At 30.4% G+C, this 18,106-nt stretch carries 17 protein-coding genes and 6 tRNA genes; 4 read left to right on the forward strand and 19 right to left on the reverse strand.

Annotated features, from left to right (window positions below; genetic code table 11):
* Position 1 precedes the first annotated feature (1 nt).
* The 6 genes from BUA21_RS00140 to BUA21_RS00165 form a co-directional block, all read right to left on the reverse strand.
* Positions 2-181, reverse strand: a complete 180-nt coding sequence (locus BUA21_RS00140) for a hypothetical protein (RefSeq protein WP_072742516.1) — start codon at positions 179-181, stop codon at positions 2-4.
* A gap of 464 nt (positions 182-645) precedes the next feature.
* Positions 646-2,082, reverse strand: coding sequence for a hypothetical protein (locus BUA21_RS00145; protein WP_072742517.1), 1,437 nt, complete (start codon positions 2,080-2,082; stop codon positions 646-648).
* Positions 2,083-2,578: 496 nt separating this feature from the next.
* On the reverse strand, positions 2,579-2,758 hold the full coding sequence (locus tag BUA21_RS00150; RefSeq protein ID WP_072742518.1) for a hypothetical protein: 180 nt from the start codon (positions 2,756-2,758) through the stop codon (positions 2,579-2,581).
* Complete coding sequence (locus BUA21_RS00155) at positions 2,758-3,708, reverse strand: tyrosine-type recombinase/integrase (RefSeq protein ID WP_143147114.1); 951 nt, start codon at positions 3,706-3,708, stop codon at positions 2,758-2,760. Before BUA21_RS00155 ends, BUA21_RS00150 begins: the two co-directional genes overlap by 1 nt.
* Positions 3,709-3,809: 101 nt before the next feature.
* A tRNA-Arg gene (locus BUA21_RS00160) sits at positions 3,810-3,886 on the reverse strand.
* Between the two features lie 70 nt (positions 3,887-3,956).
* Entirely contained in the window at positions 3,957-4,754 is a 798-nt protein-coding gene (locus tag BUA21_RS00165; protein WP_072742519.1) for a metallophosphoesterase, read from the reverse strand.
* 367 nt (positions 4,755-5,121) lie between these two features.
* Here BUA21_RS00165 and BUA21_RS00170 point away from each other — a divergent pair, with 367 nt between their 5' ends.
* Positions 5,122-5,532 carry a hypothetical protein gene (locus tag BUA21_RS00170; RefSeq protein ID WP_072742520.1) on the forward strand — a complete coding sequence of 137 codons (411 nt, stop codon included), beginning with the start codon at positions 5,122-5,124 and terminating at the stop codon, positions 5,530-5,532.
* Positions 5,533-5,547: 15 nt separating this feature from the next.
* Positions 5,548-5,868: a hypothetical protein gene (locus BUA21_RS00175; RefSeq protein ID WP_072742521.1), complete on the forward strand. Its 321-nt coding sequence runs from the start codon at positions 5,548-5,550 to the stop codon at positions 5,866-5,868.
* Positions 5,869-5,970: 102 nt separating this feature from the next.
* On the opposite strand, the gene BUA21_RS00180 is transcribed toward BUA21_RS00175, so the two are convergent.
* From BUA21_RS00180 to BUA21_RS00230, 11 genes are all read right to left on the reverse strand, one after another.
* Positions 5,971-6,054: transfer RNA gene (locus BUA21_RS00180), tRNA-Leu, on the reverse strand.
* 3 nt (positions 6,055-6,057) lie between these two features.
* A tRNA-Lys gene (locus BUA21_RS00185) sits at positions 6,058-6,133 on the reverse strand.
* A 143-nt stretch (positions 6,134-6,276) separates the two neighbouring features.
* A tRNA-His gene (locus BUA21_RS00190) sits at positions 6,277-6,353 on the reverse strand.
* 12 nt (positions 6,354-6,365) lie between these two features.
* A tRNA-Arg gene (locus tag BUA21_RS00195) sits at positions 6,366-6,442 on the reverse strand.
* Between the two features lie 8 nt (positions 6,443-6,450).
* Positions 6,451-6,524 (reverse strand) — tRNA-Gly (locus BUA21_RS00200).
* A gap of 210 nt (positions 6,525-6,734) precedes the next feature.
* Positions 6,735-7,211 (reverse strand): metallophosphoesterase, encoded by a 477-nt coding sequence (locus BUA21_RS00205; protein WP_233242620.1) that lies wholly within the window; start codon positions 7,209-7,211, stop codon positions 6,735-6,737.
* Positions 7,186-7,818 (reverse strand): XTP/dITP diphosphatase, encoded by a 633-nt coding sequence (locus BUA21_RS00210; RefSeq protein WP_072742522.1) that lies wholly within the window; start codon positions 7,816-7,818, stop codon positions 7,186-7,188. Before BUA21_RS00210 ends, BUA21_RS00205 begins: the two co-directional genes overlap by 26 nt.
* Positions 7,811-8,587: a ribonuclease PH gene (rph, locus tag BUA21_RS00215; protein ID WP_072742523.1), complete on the reverse strand. Its 777-nt coding sequence runs from the start codon at positions 8,585-8,587 to the stop codon at positions 7,811-7,813. The genes BUA21_RS00210 and rph overlap by 8 nt, the downstream gene beginning before the upstream one ends.
* 109 nt (positions 8,588-8,696) lie before the next feature.
* Complete coding sequence (locus tag BUA21_RS00220) at positions 8,697-9,716, reverse strand: GerMN domain-containing protein (protein ID WP_072742524.1); 1,020 nt, start codon at positions 9,714-9,716, stop codon at positions 8,697-8,699.
* Positions 9,717-9,775: 59 nt separating this feature from the next.
* Complete coding sequence (locus tag BUA21_RS00225; protein ID WP_072742525.1) at positions 9,776-10,300, reverse strand: DUF2179 domain-containing protein; 525 nt, start codon at positions 10,298-10,300, stop codon at positions 9,776-9,778.
* A gap of 54 nt (positions 10,301-10,354) precedes the next feature.
* The gene (locus tag BUA21_RS00230) at positions 10,355-12,436 is read right to left on the reverse strand and encodes an N-acetylmuramoyl-L-alanine amidase family protein (protein WP_072742526.1); all 2,082 of its coding nucleotides are present in this window, start codon (positions 12,434-12,436) and stop codon (positions 10,355-10,357) included.
* A 171-nt stretch (positions 12,437-12,607) separates the two neighbouring features.
* Here BUA21_RS00230 and BUA21_RS14505 point away from each other — a divergent pair, with 171 nt between their 5' ends.
* Complete coding sequence (locus BUA21_RS14505; protein WP_132996302.1) at positions 12,608-12,775, forward strand: hydroxymyristoyl-ACP dehydratase; 168 nt, start codon at positions 12,608-12,610, stop codon at positions 12,773-12,775.
* A gap of 607 nt (positions 12,776-13,382) precedes the next feature.
* Positions 13,383-14,636 carry a radical SAM protein gene (locus tag BUA21_RS00235; protein WP_072742527.1) on the forward strand — a complete coding sequence of 418 codons (1,254 nt, stop codon included), beginning with the start codon at positions 13,383-13,385 and terminating at the stop codon, positions 14,634-14,636.
* A 488-nt stretch (positions 14,637-15,124) separates the two neighbouring features.
* On the opposite strand, the gene BUA21_RS00245 is transcribed toward BUA21_RS00235, so the two are convergent.
* Together BUA21_RS00245 and BUA21_RS00250 are read right to left on the reverse strand one after the other, a co-directional pair.
* Positions 15,125-16,822: a peptide ABC transporter substrate-binding protein gene (locus BUA21_RS00245; protein WP_072742529.1), complete on the reverse strand. Its 1,698-nt coding sequence runs from the start codon at positions 16,820-16,822 to the stop codon at positions 15,125-15,127.
* A 318-nt stretch (positions 16,823-17,140) separates the two neighbouring features.
* Entirely contained in the window at positions 17,141-18,106 is a 966-nt protein-coding gene (locus BUA21_RS00250) for an ABC transporter ATP-binding protein (RefSeq protein ID WP_072742530.1), read from the reverse strand.

Below are 18,106 nucleotides of genomic sequence, written 5' to 3' on the forward strand. Positions count from 1 at the left end.
TTTAGCCCCTATCAATTATTTTTTGTAATTGTAATTCTTTTTCATTACTTAAATTCTTATGATTATTGAGATAATAACTCATCATTGCATCTGAAATATCTAATTTCCCTGCAATGAAACATTGTTTAATACCATTTTCTTCTATATATTGTTTTGTTGCTTGTCTTATATCACCATGCACCTCATATCCCCCTCATTATTGATATTGATATTAATTAAAATATATTAACTTATATATAAAAAACAAGGATACAAACTATTGTTGCACCCTTGCCTTATTGTAAAAAGGAATTGTATGATATCCTCGTCATACACATCTAGTTTTGCAAGGAGAAGGAAACTAGCAACCTTCTTATGTTTAAAACATTAACTATTTTATGTTAAAAAATGAAATATTAAAAAATTTAACAAACGTTTTGGCGTAAACATTTGTAAAAATCAAATTAGAACCCATAAATAAGTTCTACAAAACATATAATTTTTATATATTTTATACAACTTACTTACAATTTTTGTCATTGACATATATTTTATTATATACTATAATGTAAATTGGATAAGTGTTTGTGTAAGTGGAAAAGGGTATTAAAAAAAATTAACCCTTTCCCTCCCTCACTATATTATAAAGTCAGGGTGTACACTTTTCTAGTAAATATCTCCAAATAGATTAACTGTATGATATTGTGTCTTTCTTGCTTTCTTCCAGTCCATCCTGTCCTCTGCCTTATTAACATATACAAGATAATATCTCTCATTATGTATTACTTTTTCACCTTGTTTTTCTACCTTAATACCCTTCTTTGCATATTCTTTTTTATATTCATTTGTAAATTTATCATCTTTAATATATAAGTATGTATTAGTATCGACTTCAAATTCAGGTATTACTGGTGCTGGTTGTGTTGCTTTAATCTTTACCTTTTTAACATCCATATTCTCTATTTTGTTATCTAATGTTTTTATGTAATTATATAGTTCTTGTGTGATTATGTCACATATCTCTTTAGTTGTTTTGCTAAACAACTTGTCCTCATTATATGTATGTATAAAATTCTTGATTAAAAATTGTCTATGTTTGTCATCTATGTCATACATTATATTTAATATGTATTCTTCTTTTAAATTATCTAATATGTACTGTATTACACTTTTATTTGTTGTATCACTTTTTAAAAACTCTTGTATTCCTTGCTTTTCTTCTTTTAATCTATTTATTTTTACAACCTTTTCACTATCAATATTTTTATTTATCTTCTTTATTATTTTATCTTTTTGCCTTTTAATATGTACTCTATATGCATCATCAGATGTACGTGGTTCTTTACCTTGTAAAATTTCTATTTCCTTTAATATTTTTCCTGCTTGTGCATTGTTATTATCGCTAATTGCTAAAATATGTAATATACTTTTTTCATATTCTGTTAATGTATCTTCTATTGCTTGTTCTATTGTTTGTAATGTATCAGTTTTTACATACTCGCTGTAATCGTGGAAATGCATAATATTTTGTTCTTCTTTTAGTAATGTAACAAGTTCTACTGTAAAACCATCAGGGTCACGAACAAGTTGGTATATACTTTCTTGTAATTGTGGAGTATATATATGTTCTTCTCCATTTACTCTACTTCTATAAGATTCTGTCCAATTGTTTATGTAATTCATCATTTCATTTTCAATACACTTTAATATGTACGCATATAGTCGATTAAATACTTCTCCTTCTCTTGTATCTTCTTTTATTTCATAATTATCTACTGCTTTAACTATAATACTATAACATATATCCCTTATTTCATCTTCCATCAATATATCTTGATATTTCATTACTTGATTTTCTACTGCTCTCCATACACCACCATTTAATATTTTTACTTCATGCTGGAGGTACGCATTAGAACTACTGTCATTTTCATCTGTTTTAACTATGTGCGTGCCACTTTTCCTTTTTTCTTCTTTTACCCAACAAATTTCTTCCTTAATTAGTCCATCTAAAAACCTTTGTTTCCAATCTAATGCAACTAAATCCCCACTTTTTGCTCTGTTAATCCTTTCTACCTTTTTGTTAATTTCATTTTCTAACATAAAATCTCTCCTTTTTTTTGTTTTATATATTCTGTTTATGCAAAAAATTAGACATGGCACTATCTGGTTTACGAACAACGTTTTAAGTTGCCCCTCAAAATAGCACCTGTTTAAAAAACCTATTTAATTGTCCCCTTCTATAATATATATCGGCACGTTTGTATAATAACTTTAGTGTTTTTTGTTAAATACTATTTACATTGCATATAATATATGTTATACTAAAAGTTTACCCCTTTTCCCACCCTATACTAATATCATAACATATATATTTTTATTTGTCAAGCATTTTTTGATAAAAAGTATTGACATCGTATATAATATATGTTATTATATAATATTACCCTTTTTTCATCACGATAAAATATGGGTTTTAAGTTAATATAAGTTAACCATATTATTTAAACTATTGTAATAGCACTTGTGAGCCATTCTACAAAACTACTATACCTATTATATATAAACAAATATAAAGTGCCCCTAAAGGCACTCTATACTAAAAGAACTTGATTATTTCATCTGTATCATTATCGAATATTACACTTTTGCCGATTCGCATACCCATTTTTAATGCATCTTGATATTCATCTGAACTTGTAAAAAATATAATTTTTCTTAATTCTCCACTCATGATTTTTATATATAAACTATTGTAATCATATACATCTCCTACCATTACTTTCTACCCCCTTTCATAGAAATATAATTTGTATTAGTAAATTCTGAAAGGGGATTATATTTGTCATAGTCCTGTCTAATATCCTCACTAAACATATTTATATATTCTTTTACCATATCTAATGAACTATGTCCCAATATTTTTTGTAAACTGAAAATATTTCCTCCATTTTGTATCCACTTTTTTGAAAATGTGTGTCTAAAAAGATGTACACCAGTTTTCATTACACCATGTCTATTATTGTATTTTGCAATAGATTGTCTTAATGAATTAGGATTAAGTTGTTCTCCATATACACTAATAAACAAATAATCTTCATCACTTTGTGGTTGTCTATATGACAAATATTCTTGTATTATAAGGCATAATTGATTACTAATAGGTACAATTTGCTGTTTCTTATTTTTAGTTGTAATATACATAACAACACCATTTTCTAAATCTAAATCTTTTATTTGAATATTGCAAAGTGTATTTGCTCTACATCCTGTACCTAATAAAAAATTTACTATAACCCATGAACGATATTCTACAAAATCACATTGTTTTAAATGAGGTTTCTTTAGTAATATTTCTAATTCTGTATCTGTATATGTTTCTTTTATTTTCTTTTCTGCCTTGTGTATAGTAATCTTAAATTCTTCTACATATCCCAACTTCATAAAGTAATATAAAATCACTCGTAAACCTCTTTTATAGGTGTTTAAACTAACATCATTCATAGTTGTATTCTTTTTTAGATATAGAATATAATCATCTACTGTATCAGTTGTAATATCTTCCATTTCACCATGATAAAATTTTTTAAACTTGCTAAAACAATCTTCATAATAATTTGTTGTTGCATTACTTAAATTTTTAACTCTACAATATTTAATAAAATCTTTAAAGACATCGTTAATGTTTTTGTTTGTAATACTGTTCATTTTAATCATTTTTTTAGCCACTTTACACCCTCCAATATATAAAAATAGATACTCTGACTACCGAAAATTTAACCGATAATCAGTGTATCTATTTTAAGTTGAAACGTGTAATTTTAGCCTACTGGTGCACCCTGAGGGACTCGAACCCTCAACCGACTGATTCGAAGTCAGCGACTCTATCCAACTGAGCTAAGGGCGCAAGAAGAACTAATTACATTATAAATGTAATTAGTTCTTTGGTCAAATATATTACCATCTTTTTAAATTATTTATGCCCTTTTTACAGAAATGCTACTTATTTGAACTCTGTTTAGAAATCGAATGGGAAATACACTATTTCCAAGACCACTGTCTATATATAGGGTAGTATTCCCTATTTTAAACAATCCTTTATCATACTTTGGAAAATATCCCTGACCTGGCGCTACTATAGCTCCTATTATAGGAAGCCTTAACTGACCTCCATGAGTATGTCCTGCAAGAATCAAATCTTCCAACCCTGCAGAATATGATATAGGTCTATTTGGCGAATGCGAAAGCAATATGGTATAATTTTTTTCATCTATTCCTTCTAATGCCTTGTTGTAGTTAGCCCTATCTATATAAAAATTTACTCCACATATGTTTATTTCAGTATTCTTTATATAAGTCATAGTATTTTCATTTTCTAATACAAAAACACCAGCACCCTTCAACCTTTCAACAAATTCTCTACCTCTATTATTTCTTATCTCATGATTTCCCCAGACAAAATATATTTTATCAGTTATACTCCTTAAGTCTTTTATCATATCTATTGAACAATCAAAGTCTTTGGTCTTTGCATCTATTATATCTCCTGTAAGTACTATAATATCTGGATTTATGCCTTCAACTTTCTTTATGAGCGTTCCTTTGTTTATTCGTTTATTATTGTGAAAATCTGAAATCTGCACTATTTTTATATCATCTTTTATTTTTTCACTATTTAGTTCTACCTGATTTACTTTAAAAAAACTAATTTGTATATAAATATATGCAACTAATATTACCAATAAAGAAATAAATATAAAAAGTTTTATTTTCATCCCACATTTTTCCTCCTGATTTAGCAACGTAAAAAGCGAGCAAAAATTCCTATATTAATATTCATTATATCAAATATCCAACACCTTAGGTAACAAAAAATATTTATTGAAATTCCATGTTAAATGTGTGCTATATTTGAATATGTTGACAAATTTATTATTTCATGTTAAGATAAATTTAAATTCAGCATGAAGCTGATTTAGTTGATGAACAACTAAAGTTTCCTATTCAGAGATTAAAATAAAATATTCATTAAGTATATCATGAAGGTATAAATTTTTCTGTAGAAAATTTATACCTTTTTTTACTTTTATAATCTCTGAATAGTCATTATTTATAATATTTATTTTAAAAGGGGGATTTAGTATGGCTTGTTTTCTAGTTCCTGCAGCTGAAGCTGCTATAGTTACTGTAGTTGCACAGGTGAACAAATCCAAAGAAAAAAACAAAGGAGAGCTTAATATCAACACCAATGGTGTAGCAACCGCTCCTGAAACAAAAATCAGTTTTTCTACTAAACTAATGTGGTTAGCTCGTCTTTTGTGGGGTGGCGCTTTCCTTTTGGCATATGAACATATCTGGCATGGTGAAGTTGTACCATGGTTCCCATTCTTGACTGCAGCAAGCAATCCTGCAGATACTGCTGAGATGTTGTCGGAAATGAGAACAGTTGGTGTTTCAATGGCCATTCTTGTCACATTAGTCTGGGCAATAGTTGTTTTAGTTACAAATTCCATGACTAAGAAAGTTTTAAAAACTAAATCTACTGCTGCATAGGGGGGAATTTCTGATATGACATTACTTACTACTGTTTTTGCGGCAATTATCTGTACAATTATTTGGTACAAAAAAGCACCTAATGATGATATGAAAATCAACGTTCTTTGCTATATGTACTGGGGTGCTTCCTTAATGTGGTTCGTTGATTCAATTTTTGAATATGCCGAATTACATGAAAAATTTTTTAGACCTGCAATCGAAGATATGATTAATGATTTCTATCTTGGTCTTTCCGTAATAGCTCTAGGGTTAATTGTGTGGCTTATAATTCTTCTTGTAAAAGATCCTCGTGGTGCCGTAAAAGCATCATTATCCAAAAAAAACAATAATTAATAAACTAATAACGGTTCTACTGAAAAACAGTAAAACCGTTATTAGTTTATTAGAACATAAAAAAACCATAAACAAACTTTTTTGGTTTGTCTATGGAAAATTTGGTGCGGGAGAGAGGACTTGAACCCCCACGTCAATGACACTAGATCCTAAGTCTAGCGCGTCTGCCAATTCCGCCACTCCCGCAAGTGGTGACCCATCGGCGACTCGAACGCCGGACACCCTGATTAAAAGTCAGGTGCTCTACCGCCTGAGCTAATGGGTCATGTTTTTTAAGTTTATCGCAGTATCTGTTTTGTTACTTTGATGACAATTAGTGGTTCGGACTAAGCGATTCACACAAAATCGAAACACACGATTTTGGTTCTCTGCTTATACCGCCTGAGCTAATGGGTCACGTTTTTTAAATGGGGTGGATAGTGGGATTCGAACCCACGACCTCCAGAGCCACAATCTGGCGCCCTAACCAACTAGGCCATATCCACCATGTCTAGTGTTGGTGCACCTAGGAGGATTCGAACCCCCGGCACACGGATTAGAAGTCCGTTGCTCTATCCAACTGAGCTATAGGTGCTCGTATATTGGAGCGGGTGAAGGGAATCGAACCCTCGCTGCTGGCTTGGGAAGCCAGTGCTCTACCACTGAGCTACACCCGCAAAATCTTAGGCTTGCTACTAGGTATTTATTCAGTGCCTTTTAGCAACTGTACCACTAAGCAATGTACACAAAATCGAAATGCACGATTTTGGTCCCCTGCTTATACCACTGAGCTACACCCGCACTGCTCAAAATGTTTTGCTCCCAAGCTTTTCCGCTAACAATTTTAAATTATAGCAGATAAAAAACAGCTTGTCAATATATAAAAATCATATTTCTATTATTTTTGGTATTATTCTTTCTTGTATTTCTAAAATGCCAAAACTTTTTTTAGACATATCCCTTGGAATAGTTGGACTTCCAGGATTCATGAAGAGTATCCCACCATATTCTTCAATAGTAGGAGTGTGGGTATGTCCAAAAAGAACTACATCTGCTCCTTCTTCTTTAGCTTTGTAAGAAAGGCTAAATAAATCATATTTTACATTGTATTTATTGCCATGAGTTAAAAATATTTTCTTTCCGTTGATATTTAATATTTCCTCCTCATTGACCCCTTTACATCCAAAATCACAATTTCCTTTTACTCTTATAGTATCTATATTCATTTGTCTTTCTATTTCAAAAGAATCATCTACATAATCGCCTAAATGTATTATGAGATCTGGCTTTCCCAATGCCTTCGCAAATTGTATAAACTTATCTGTCTTTCCATGAGTATCACTCACTACAAATATCTTCACCATTAGTCTCCCCTATAATATTCTTTAGTTCTTTTTTTAATTCTTCCAAGGCCTTAGCTCTATGGCTTATTTTGTTTTTTACTTCTTCTCCCAGTTCTGCAAAAGTCTTGTCATACCCATCTACTATAAACAATGGATCGTATCCAAAACCACTATCTCCTTTAAATTCAAACCCTATCTTTCCTTTGCACTCTCCATATACAGTTTTTACTTGTTTATCTTCTGTGACTATGGCAATAACTGTTTTGAAAGTTGCAGTACGCTCTTCTAAGGCTATACCTTCCAATTTTCTTAAAAGCTTTTTATTGTTTTCTTCATAGCTAGCATTTTCTCCTGAATATCTTGAGGAATAAATCCCAGGTTCTCCGCCTAGTTCATCTACAAATAGGCCTGTATCATCAGCAATAACTATTCCATCTACTTTTTGTGAAATAGCCACTGCCTTTTTTATTGCATTTTCTTCTAATGTAGTTCCATCTTCTTCAACATCAATGTCTCCAAAACCCAAATCTTTTTTAGAGCATATATTTACAGGCAATTCTTTTAAGATATCCTTTATTTCTTCTACTTTATGAATATTTCCAGTGGAAAGAATTATATTCTTATTCATTTTGGTTTTCCCCTTCCATATTGTTAGACTTTTTTCCTACAAGTTCTCCTATTTCTCCTAATGCCTTTTTTTGCATTGATATAATTTCTCTATTACCTTTTGTTGCCAATGAGATTAGAGTATTCAATTCTTCCATTGAAAAAGTATTTTCTTCTCCTGTTCCTTGAATTTCAACAAATCTATTATTATCTGTCATGACTATATTCATGTCTACATCTGCCCTAAAATCTTCTTCATAACATAAGTCTAGCACTGGAACTCCTTTAACTATGCCTACACTTACAGCAGAAATAAAATTTTTAACTGGAATATATGGAATTTCACTTTGCTTGTAAAGTGTATAAAACGCATCTACAAGTGCTACAAAAGCACCCGTAATAGATGCAGTTCTTGTTCCACCATCGGCTTGAATTACATCACAATCTATCCAAATGGTTTTTTCTCCTATAACTTTTAAATCCACTACACTCCTCAAGGCCCTTCCTATAAGTCTTTGTATTTCTTGAGATCTTCCCTCTACTTTTCCTCTAGAAGAATCTCTTACCTTTCTTGTAATAGTTGAACCTGGTATCATAGAATATTCTGCTGTTATCCAGCCTGTATTTGTACCCTTTAGAAAAGGAGGAATCCTGTCATCTATCATTGCAGTACATATAACCTTGGTTTCTCCCATCTCCATAAGAACCGACCCTTGTGGGTGCTTTAAAAAATTTCTAGTTATATTTATTTCTCTCAATTGATCATGTTGTCTTTTGTCTATTCTATCCATCAAAACATCTCCTATATTTAATGTTCATTATTTATGATAGCAAAAAAACAGTCTTTTTTCCACATATAATGAAATTTTACTCACAAAATAAGCTGCCCCATTTGGCAGCTTAATATTCATTTGCAAAAGCAGGTATTGTTTCATTGTAATCAACTTGTATTCCTGCTTCTTCTAATGTTTTACCTTCAACTAACAATTCAACTTTTTCTATCTTTTCAAATTCACTTAGTGTAAGTCCTATGCTCTTAGATATTTCATCAAATATATATTTTTCGTTTATTGAATCTATAGAATTAAAAGATAAATCTACATAAGCTATTCCATCCCTTATTTCTATGCCCTCTAAAGTTACTCCTTGCGGAACACTAGAATAAAGACTTGCCTCAGCTGGAGGACCTTTAAACAGCTCTTCCAATGCTGTAAAAACATTTGGCATTGGTGCAAGAGTCGGAATAGTCACAGGTATAAAATACTCAAATTCTTCATTTCCACTACCCTTAAAGTATACCACAACTTTCGACCTATATTCTTCTGAATTTTTCACAAGATTTATATCTTCTCTCCTCATTGGTCCATTTACCTGTATTCCATATTTAAAAACAGGTGCAGAATTTCCTTCTATCAAAATTTGTACTTCTTTTATAGCAGGAAATTCTGTCAGAGTATATACTACACCTTTAATTAGATTTTCTTCATCTTTTTCTGATTCGTAATTTAAAATTTCTTTTGAAAAATCAACTTTACAAACTCCTGTTTCTCCATCAATAGTCATTCCCCTTATCTCAGTACCTGCAGGTATTATGGGAACAAGTCCCGTTTGATTTAAACTTTCCCTCAAAGAAGGGCTATCAATCATGTTTTTAAGAGCTAATTTTGCAATACCCTCTTCCCAAGGAATTTTCTTCATCACAGGAACTAGAAAACCTTCAGCATTTTTAAAATAAAGCACGGTTTCTCTTAAACCTTCATCTTTTGTCATATCGTATTCTTCACTGTCACTTCTGATTATTTCTATATCATCATCTTTTGAAAAAAGTCCTTTAAATCCACCTTTTCCATTGCAAGCACTTATATTAATTCCAATAGCCAAAATAAGTACAATAAGTAAAATTTTCTTTATATTTTCCATCTCCCCCACCCTCCTTAGCTTTTCTAATACATTATATTAGACGGCAGAGGATACTATGATTATTTCTTTTTTATTGGAACAAAATAACCACCACTAATAGGTTTTGTACTATTTACAGTGATAAATGCTTCTTCATCATGTTCATATACTATTTTCTTCAAACTATCTAAATCTTTCCTGTTTAATGCAATATTTAAAATTTGTCGTGTTCCTTCTTTTCCATAACCTTCAACTACTGTAATTCCAAATCCTTCTTCTCTCAATTTGTTTAAAAGTTCTTCATTTTGAGTACCTTTAAGTATTACTTGAGCAAATAAATTTCCCAGTGCAATCTTTCCTTCTATAGTTATCCCTACAAAGTTTCCACAAGCAAAGCCCAATGCATAAGCAAGTAAATTCCCCGGGTCACTTAATCCATTGACAACCTTTCCAAGAGCCATTACATATATAATTATTTCAAAAAAACCTATAATAGCAGCTTGAACTCTCCTTCCCTGTACTACCATCAAAGTTCTAAAAGTAGACATGGATACATCAGCAATTCTAGCAAAAAATATTAATAGATATCCTGAAAATGTTCCCATTTTTCAACCTCCATTAGTTTATATATTTAAACAAGCGGAGAATTCTCCGCTTGTTTAGTATTCAGCAAAATATCTTTCTATACCTTTTATTATACCATCTACAACCTTATCTTGAAAAGCACTGTCAGTAATAAGTTTTTCATCCTCTAAATTACTTATAAATCCAACTTCAATCAATGCAGCTGGCATATTAGAAGTCCTAAGTACTGCTAATTTTGGCCTTTCCACCATTCTTTTATCTTTAAGCCCTGTAGATTTGAGTACTTCTTCATGTATCATTTTTGCTAATTGGTAGCTGCTTCCATCTCCTTCTTCTTTGCTAGGATGATATAAAGTTTGCAACCCTGAAATACTTTTATCATTGTGAGCATTAGAATGAATACTCACAAATATATCTGCATTTATCTTATTTGCAATATCTGTTCTCTCATATAGTCCTAAGTAAGTATCATCATATCTTGTCATTTCAGTATTATATCCCAATTCTCTCAATCTCTCGTTTAATTTATTTGCAATACTTATGGTTACATTTTTTTCATAATAGCCATTCTGTGAAATTGCTCCCGAATCTTTCCCCCCATGACCTGGGTCTATAACTATAAGCCTTTCTTTAGGTTCAATTTGAGTATCTCTTGAAAACTTTATCTTTATTTCACTATCTACTTCTTTTGAAAGTACAGCATATTCTATGCTCTTTTTAAAATAAATTTCCACTTTATTATTTCCAGAGTTGTCACTTATAACTATTCTGTCTACAAAATTATCATTCACATTTATTGTACCACTGGTTAAGTTTACATTTTCTCTTGGTACATTTATTTCCATAACTCTCTTGAAAGTATCATAATCTATAGTATATCCAGTTTCATTTTTGGCCATGATAAAAAATATCTTTTCATTGCCATTGTTTTCATATTTAAGCCCTTCCCAAGAATTTTTATCTGGCATTATGATTATTTTATTTCCATCACTTGATATTTTTACATTGGATGTATTTATTCCATCTTGAATATCAAACACTACTCTAACCACTTTGTCATCGGGTTTGTAAAGACTATCAGGTGAAAATTGTGAAACTCTCACGTTTTTTATAATTCCCAGTTGATAGTTATAGTTTATCTGATTTTCCAAGTCTACCGTGGAATCTAAAAGATCTAGTACAATTCTATTGGGATTGCTAAGTTTCAATGTATTGGTTCTAGGCTTAAAACTATTATATATGACAATTGCTTCTTGCCCATTTATGGTCTCCATTTTTACATTTTCTACTTTATTTAATTTGGTAAATCCAATTTCAATAGTCTTTCCATCATTGGTAGGAACAATTTTATATTCTGCATTTTCATTTAAATTTATAACTATTCTTGTAATACTTGGATTTGTGGAAAATTGAGAAGCACTAATTTTGTCTACATAAGCTTTCCCTACAGAAATGTTAACTATTCCATCTTCATCAGCCTTTGAACCATCTTTTAAATTTAATTTAGTATCTGGAATATCTACAACTATTCTTGAAGGATTGGTTAAATCTGTAGCCTGATATTTAAAAGAACTTGAAGCTGATATTTTTATATTTGAATTAGAATCTACTACGATGCTATTTATCTCAGTTTCTTTTATCTCTTTATCTATATCTTTATTTTTCTCTATATATGCTATTCTCTTTTCATTATCCCATTTGACATTATGTCCTAAAGTTTCTGATACAAATCTTAAAGGTATCATAGTTCTAGAATAGTTTGCATTGGAAGTGTTCACAAGTTTGGGAGAAGGAACTCCATTGGGCAATTTTTGTTTTTGCCCATTTATGTATACATAGGAACTATTTATCCCAAGTACTATTTGCTTTTTACTATCATTTATAGTTACGGTTTTGCTTTTCCCATTCCAATTGACCTCTGAACCCAAACTTTCAGCAACAAATCTTATAGGCACCATTGTATAATCTTTATAGATAAATGGTGGAACATCCGAAGTGATAGCTTGTCCGTCTACAAGTACTGGCACTGTGGAAACACTTTGTTTCTTTCCATCAATAGTGACAGTTGTATAGCTGTAATTTTTAGCTGCAATACTAAAAGAATTAAACAACAATAAAACGATTAAAAGTGATAAGATGCTTCCCCATTTTTTCATAAATATTGCCCCTTTCTAAAGCCTTTCTTCTTTATAATCTTAAATAATTTATATCATTAGTGCATTTACTATGTCAATCAAATAAGCCATTTGTAATCATAATGTAACATAATTTATATGTGAACAGGGCAAAATACTCTTTACAAAATACATTGAGGAGGTACATTTCAAATGCTTATCAACTGTAGTGAAAACTGCATCTATCAAAATGAAGGAATCTGTACTCTCAAACATGTAACTAATTCTTCAGGAACTCCATCAGAAGACTGTCCTTATTTTAGAGAAAAAGTGAAAAAAGTGCGACAAGAAGAATTGCCAGATGTATATAAAAACAGATAACCATTTTAAATTAAATTTTTAGTTATTATGCCCTACATTGATATGCTTTTGTAATCATATGACACGTTTTAAAAATGAGAAGATTGGAGGTGTTTCTTATCTGTCAACCTCCTCATTTTTCTTTTAGTAATAGTATATTTAGTACTTTTTCATATTATGAGCTAAAATAATCATTTAAGAACTATTTACATTATTCCTTTTTTATGCTAATATTGTATTATAATATATCTAATGCTAGTTATTTATTTAAATATTCTAATTTTCCAAAGTATCTATCATACTCCATAACATATAAATAAATTTTAAATATATATATCAAAAAACTTCAAAGGAGGTGAAACTTATGGATAAAATTAAATTTTTCAACTACAAATCTAGTTCAAACCATAAACTAATTCCTCTATGTATGGAAGGAGAAATAAAAATTCATCGTGGTAATTAATTAAGCTTACTATATTTGTGTCAATATTATAATGTATAACAAAGCAGAGATTAATCTCTGCTTTGTTATACATTATAATAAACGCTTTATTGGTGAATATGTGCCATAATTTACTTTTGCATATAAAGTTTCAGCTTAAAATTTTATATGAATGGAGGCAAAAAAATGTATCCTTTTGTTTTAAAAAATAGCATTTTACATTATTTTGATGATCATGGAATTTTACTTACAAACATAGGAAACTATAAACTAAATGATGTTGAAGTGTATATCATAGAAAATTTCGATGGAACTAAATCTATTGAAGAAATCACTAATAAAATTGCAGATGAATTAAATACTACTGATAAAATTAAAGTTAAAAATATCATTATGGAATTTATTTGCAATAAACCAAATTTTATATTTTTGAACAAATTACCAAATCCCGTCTATTTTAAAAAAACTGGAGTTAAACATGCAAAAGTACCAATTGATGTTACAATAAGTCTTACAAATAAATGTAATCTCAAATGTATTCATTGCTTTAAAAATTGTTCTAACAAAAATGACAAATTTATTTCATATGATATGTTAATTGATACACTAAAATTTCTCAATAATAAGTCTAATAATATTCAAATTACTGGTGGAGAACCTATGCTCCACGATAATTTTTTTGACATTCTAAAATATTGCATTTATAACTTTAAAACCACAATAACTACTTCTGGAACATTGATTAATTCTAAAAATGTTCATAATTTCAAAGGGATAAATAATGTACAACTTTCTCTATATTCTTATGATAAAAAACTACACGATTCAATTACTACAGTTCCAGGCTCCTTTAACAAAACAGTAAATGCTATAAAAGAACTTTCCGAAATAAAAATACCTTCAACAATTGCTACTATAGTAACAAATTCAAATATTAATCACATGGAAGATATGATTAATTTTGCTTACCAATCTGGTGCAAACTCAATAAGATTTGGAACTCTAACACCACATGGAAGAGCTACTAAGTTAAATTCATTGATTTTATCTCAAGAAGAAATTAATAATATTGAAATTAAACTAGACAAACTATCTAAAAAATATGAAAAAAAAATACATGTTGAAGTATGGACTCGAGATGAAAATTATACAAACATAGATCCTAAATATAAATGTTTAGAATGTGGTGCTGGTCTTTTAAGTTGGTGCATAAGTGAAAATGGTATTATTAAACCTTGTGAGTATTTAGATGATGATGTATATCCTATGTTAAATATCACAGAAACAAAAGTTGAATATTTAATAAAAAACTGCAATTTTGAAAAATTACCTGAAAGTTTAAGTAATTTTGAGAAAATTTTAAATCAAAAAAATACCAGCATCAAAAAAATGTGTAACCCAATAAAAAATTATTATTTACAATATTGTTCTGAGCAATAATTAATTCATCAGCAACACATAAAAAACGGGAGTAAAAATATTCTAATATTTTATCAAAATAATATTTACCTGTTGATATGATAAAATTTGATTAATGAAAAAAGAACTTCTCAATGCTATAAAAATTCAAATCTATACAACTTTAATAGTGTGCCTACTCTTATATATTTTCAAAATAAAATTAAATTCCAAATTATTAATGCTAGTTGTTGCTAGGATTATAGGAGTAAATACATCAGAAGATTACAGTGAAGATATAGAATATTTGTTAACAGAATAATTCATGGATAAAACTAGATAACATTTATTTTCTTTATAGAACTTTCAGCTATATGTATGGCATAATAATGCAGATTTATTCTTTTATAGAAATAGGAAAATTCCTTGGATAAAAGTTGTATATCCAAGGAATTTTTTCTTTTGTCAAAAAATCAAATTTTTCTTAAATACAACAATAGAATGTTAAAAACCCCACTGTCGCATAACAATTAATGTTCTATAATATAGGCCCATTTGAAATCTATATCTGAACCAACTGGGAATCTAGCAACATCTTTTACATAAGTTCTTTGAACAAAGTTTCTAGCTCTATAGAACACTGGAAATACTGGCATTTCTTCAGCAAGAATATTTTCAGCTTCTAACATAGCATCTATTCTTTCATCTCCCATGCCTGTTTGAGCTTTCTTTATAGCTGCATCATAGCCTTCATTTGACCAGTATGCTGTATTGTTTCCTCCACCTGTTACAAATAAGTCCATAAATGTAAGTGGGTCATTGTAGTCTCCACCCCAACCAGCAAAGGTTGTAGTATAGTCTTTTCTATCATAGCGATCTATACGAATTTTAAACGAAACTGTTTCAATTTTAACTTCTATACCAAGATTTTGTTTCCACATATTTTGAATAGCTGCAGCTCTCTTCTTAGCTATATCATTATCATCTGTTAAAAATGTCAAGTGTTTTTGAATTTCTTCTGCACTAACACCTAATTCTTCTAGCGCTTTGTCAAAATATTCTTTAGCTTTTGCTGCATCATATTTTGGCAATATATCTCCACGGTTTTCAGCAAATTCTTTTCCATCTTTTCCTGGCAACAATGTAGGAGTAAGTCCTCCTGCTGCTATAGAACCATTGTTTAATACATTGTCAACAAAAGACTGAACATCTATTGCATAAGACAATGCATATCTTAAATTCTTGTTTTGTAGATATTTATCTTCACAATTGTATTGGATATACCAAGTTGTAGCTTCAGCTAAATTTATGAATTCTTCAGTATCTTTGTAATTATCCAAAAATTCTGGTGGAACTCCAGTGATGTCTAATTCACCAGTTTCATATAGATTTATAGCAGTGTTGCTGTCTGTAATCATATCTCCACGAACTTCTTCAAGTTTTACATTTTCTGCATCCCAATAGTTTTCATTTTTCTTCAATACTAGTTTTTGTTCATGTTCCCATTCACTGACGATAAATGGTCCACTGTATATCATTTTATCTGCTTCTGATGCAAATGTATCTCCAAAGCTTTCAACAGCAGCTTTTTGTGGTGGTATAAATGTTACGAATGATGTCAAACTCAAGAAAAATGGTATTGGCCTTTCAAGTTCTACCTGAAATGTCTTTTCATCAAGAGCTTTTATACCAACTTGTTCTTTGTCAGTAATTTCTCCATTAAAATATTTGCCAGCATTTTTAATTGCTCCTGTATCTGTAAGCTGATATGAATATTGAGCTGCTACTTTTGGATCAATAGCTCTAAACCATGCATATTCAAAATCCTCTGCAGTAATTGGTGTGCCGTCTGACCATTTTGCATCTCTTAGATGGAAAGTATAAGTCAATTGATCATCACTTATGTCCCAGCTCTCTGCAAGACCTGGAGAAACTGTTCCATCTGGTTGCAGTCTTACAAGTCCTTCATAAACAGCATTTAAAATTTCAATTGATACTGCATCAGTTGTAGTTTGTGGATCTAGATCTGGTGGTTCTGAACCCCAGTTTAACTTTAAAATTTGCTCATCTGCAAGCTTTTCTCCATCTTCAACTACTTCTTCTTCACTTCCACCTTCTTCTTCACTGTTGGCAGGTGGTGTATCTTCATCTTTTCCACAACCAGTTAAAGCAAGTGATAATACCATAGCCAATACTAATAGCAAAACTAACCATTTGTGTTTCCTCATGAAGCTTTCCCCCTTATCATTTATATTTTATGCGTTAATGCTCACAATATAAGTTTTCAAGTATCACCTCCCGATATATTGTCTCACTATTTAAACTATTCTAGATATTTTTTAAAAATCCTCTATTTTAAAAAATATTTATTAATAAAAGTTAGATTCTTTTCGACATTTTTTTTATGTTTGTTATTATTTTGTAATTTTATAGGCCTATATGATAATTAGATTTAATAAAAGTATAAATAAAATTTAATGTATTGTCAAGCTAAAGTATGATCTTATATATTTTTATGTCTCCTATATTTAATACATGACTTATTTTTATTTAACCATGTGGCATGCTACAAAGTGATTAGGTCTCATCTCTTTTAACTCTGGAGTTTCTTTTTTACATATATCTTGAGCGTATTTACACCTTCCTTGAAATTTACATCCAGGTGGTGGATTTATTGGGCTTGGTACATCTCCTTCCAATATGATCCTATGCCTACTTTTCTCTATTGTAGGATCTGGTATTGGCACTGCAGAAAGCAAAGCCTGAGTATATGGATGAAGAGGATAATCATATAGTTCTGCACTTGGTGCAGTTTCAACTATAGCTCCCAAATACATAACTGCTATTCTGTCAGATATATGTTTAACCATAGAAAGGTCATGAGCTATAAATAAATATGTCAGTCCTAAATTTTCCTGCAAATCTTCAAGAAGATTTACTACTTGAGCTTGTATAGATACATCAAGAGCGGAAATAGGCTCATCACATACAATAAATCTAGGTTCTATGGCCAATGCCCTAGCTACTCCTATACGCTGTCTTTGTCCCCCACTAAATTCATGAGGAAAGCGGCTAGCATGTTCTCTATTTAACCCTACCATTTCAAGAAGATCATATATTCTCTTTTGTCTTTCTTCTCCTTCATATAATCCATGAATATCAATACCTTCACCTATAATATCCGTAACTGTCATTCTTGGATTAAGTGATGCATAGGGGTCTTGAAATATCATTTGTGCAGTTCTTGTAAACTGTTTTCTATCATCTTTATTTAATTGGTTCAAATTCATACCATCAAATATTACTTCTCCATCTGTAGCCTCATAAAGACCTATAATAGTTCTTCCAACAGTTGACTTTCCACATCCAGACTCGCCTACAAGGCCTAAGGTTTCGCCTTCATCTATATGAAAATTAATTCCATCTACAGCCTTTAATGTAAGACCTTTCCCCACTTGAAAATATTTCTTTAAATCTCTTGCGATCAATAAAGGTTTCTTTTCTTCAGTCAT

It is taken from the genome of Sporanaerobacter acetigenes DSM 13106 (assembly GCF_900130025.1).
GTDB classification, from domain to species: Bacteria; Bacillota; Clostridia; order Tissierellales; family Sporanaerobacteraceae; genus Sporanaerobacter; species Sporanaerobacter acetigenes.

Bases quoted from the DNA above. Each gene is read 5' to 3' on its own strand.
- BUA21_RS00150 (WP_072742518.1), bottom strand. From the start codon at position 2,758: ATGGTAGGAGATGTATATGATTACAATAGTTTATATATAAAAATCATG.
- BUA21_RS00145 (WP_072742517.1), bottom strand. From the start codon at position 2,082: ATGTTAGAAAATGAAATTAACAAAAAGGTAGAAAGGATTAACAGAGCA.
- BUA21_RS00250 (WP_072742530.1), bottom strand. From the start codon at position 18,106: ATGACTGAAGAAAAGAAACCTTTATTGATCGCAAGAGATTTAAAGAAA.
- rph (WP_072742523.1), bottom strand. From the start codon at position 8,587: ATGGATAGAATAGACAAAAGACAACATGATCAATTGAGAGAAATAAAT.
- BUA21_RS14505 (WP_132996302.1), top strand. From the start codon at position 12,608: ATGCTTATCAACTGTAGTGAAAACTGCATCTATCAAAATGAAGGAATC.
- BUA21_RS00175 (WP_072742521.1), top strand. From the start codon at position 5,548: ATGACATTACTTACTACTGTTTTTGCGGCAATTATCTGTACAATTATT.
- BUA21_RS00220 (WP_072742524.1), bottom strand. From the start codon at position 9,716: ATGGAAAATATAAAGAAAATTTTACTTATTGTACTTATTTTGGCTATT.
- BUA21_RS00225 (WP_072742525.1), bottom strand. From the start codon at position 10,300: ATGGGAACATTTTCAGGATATCTATTAATATTTTTTGCTAGAATTGCT.
- BUA21_RS00165 (WP_072742519.1), bottom strand. From the start codon at position 4,754: ATGAAAATAAAACTTTTTATATTTATTTCTTTATTGGTAATATTAGTT.
- BUA21_RS00230 (WP_072742526.1), bottom strand. From the start codon at position 12,436: ATGAAAAAATGGGGAAGCATCTTATCACTTTTAATCGTTTTATTGTTG.
- BUA21_RS00235 (WP_072742527.1), top strand. From the start codon at position 13,383: ATGTATCCTTTTGTTTTAAAAAATAGCATTTTACATTATTTTGATGAT.
- BUA21_RS00245 (WP_072742529.1), bottom strand. From the start codon at position 16,822: ATGAGGAAACACAAATGGTTAGTTTTGCTATTAGTATTGGCTATGGTA.
- BUA21_RS00210 (WP_072742522.1), bottom strand. From the start codon at position 7,818: ATGAATAAGAATATAATTCTTTCCACTGGAAATATTCATAAAGTAGAA.
- BUA21_RS00170 (WP_072742520.1), top strand. From the start codon at position 5,122: ATGGCTTGTTTTCTAGTTCCTGCAGCTGAAGCTGCTATAGTTACTGTA.
- BUA21_RS00205 (WP_233242620.1), bottom strand. From the start codon at position 7,211: ATGGTGAAGATATTTGTAGTGAGTGATACTCATGGAAAGACAGATAAG.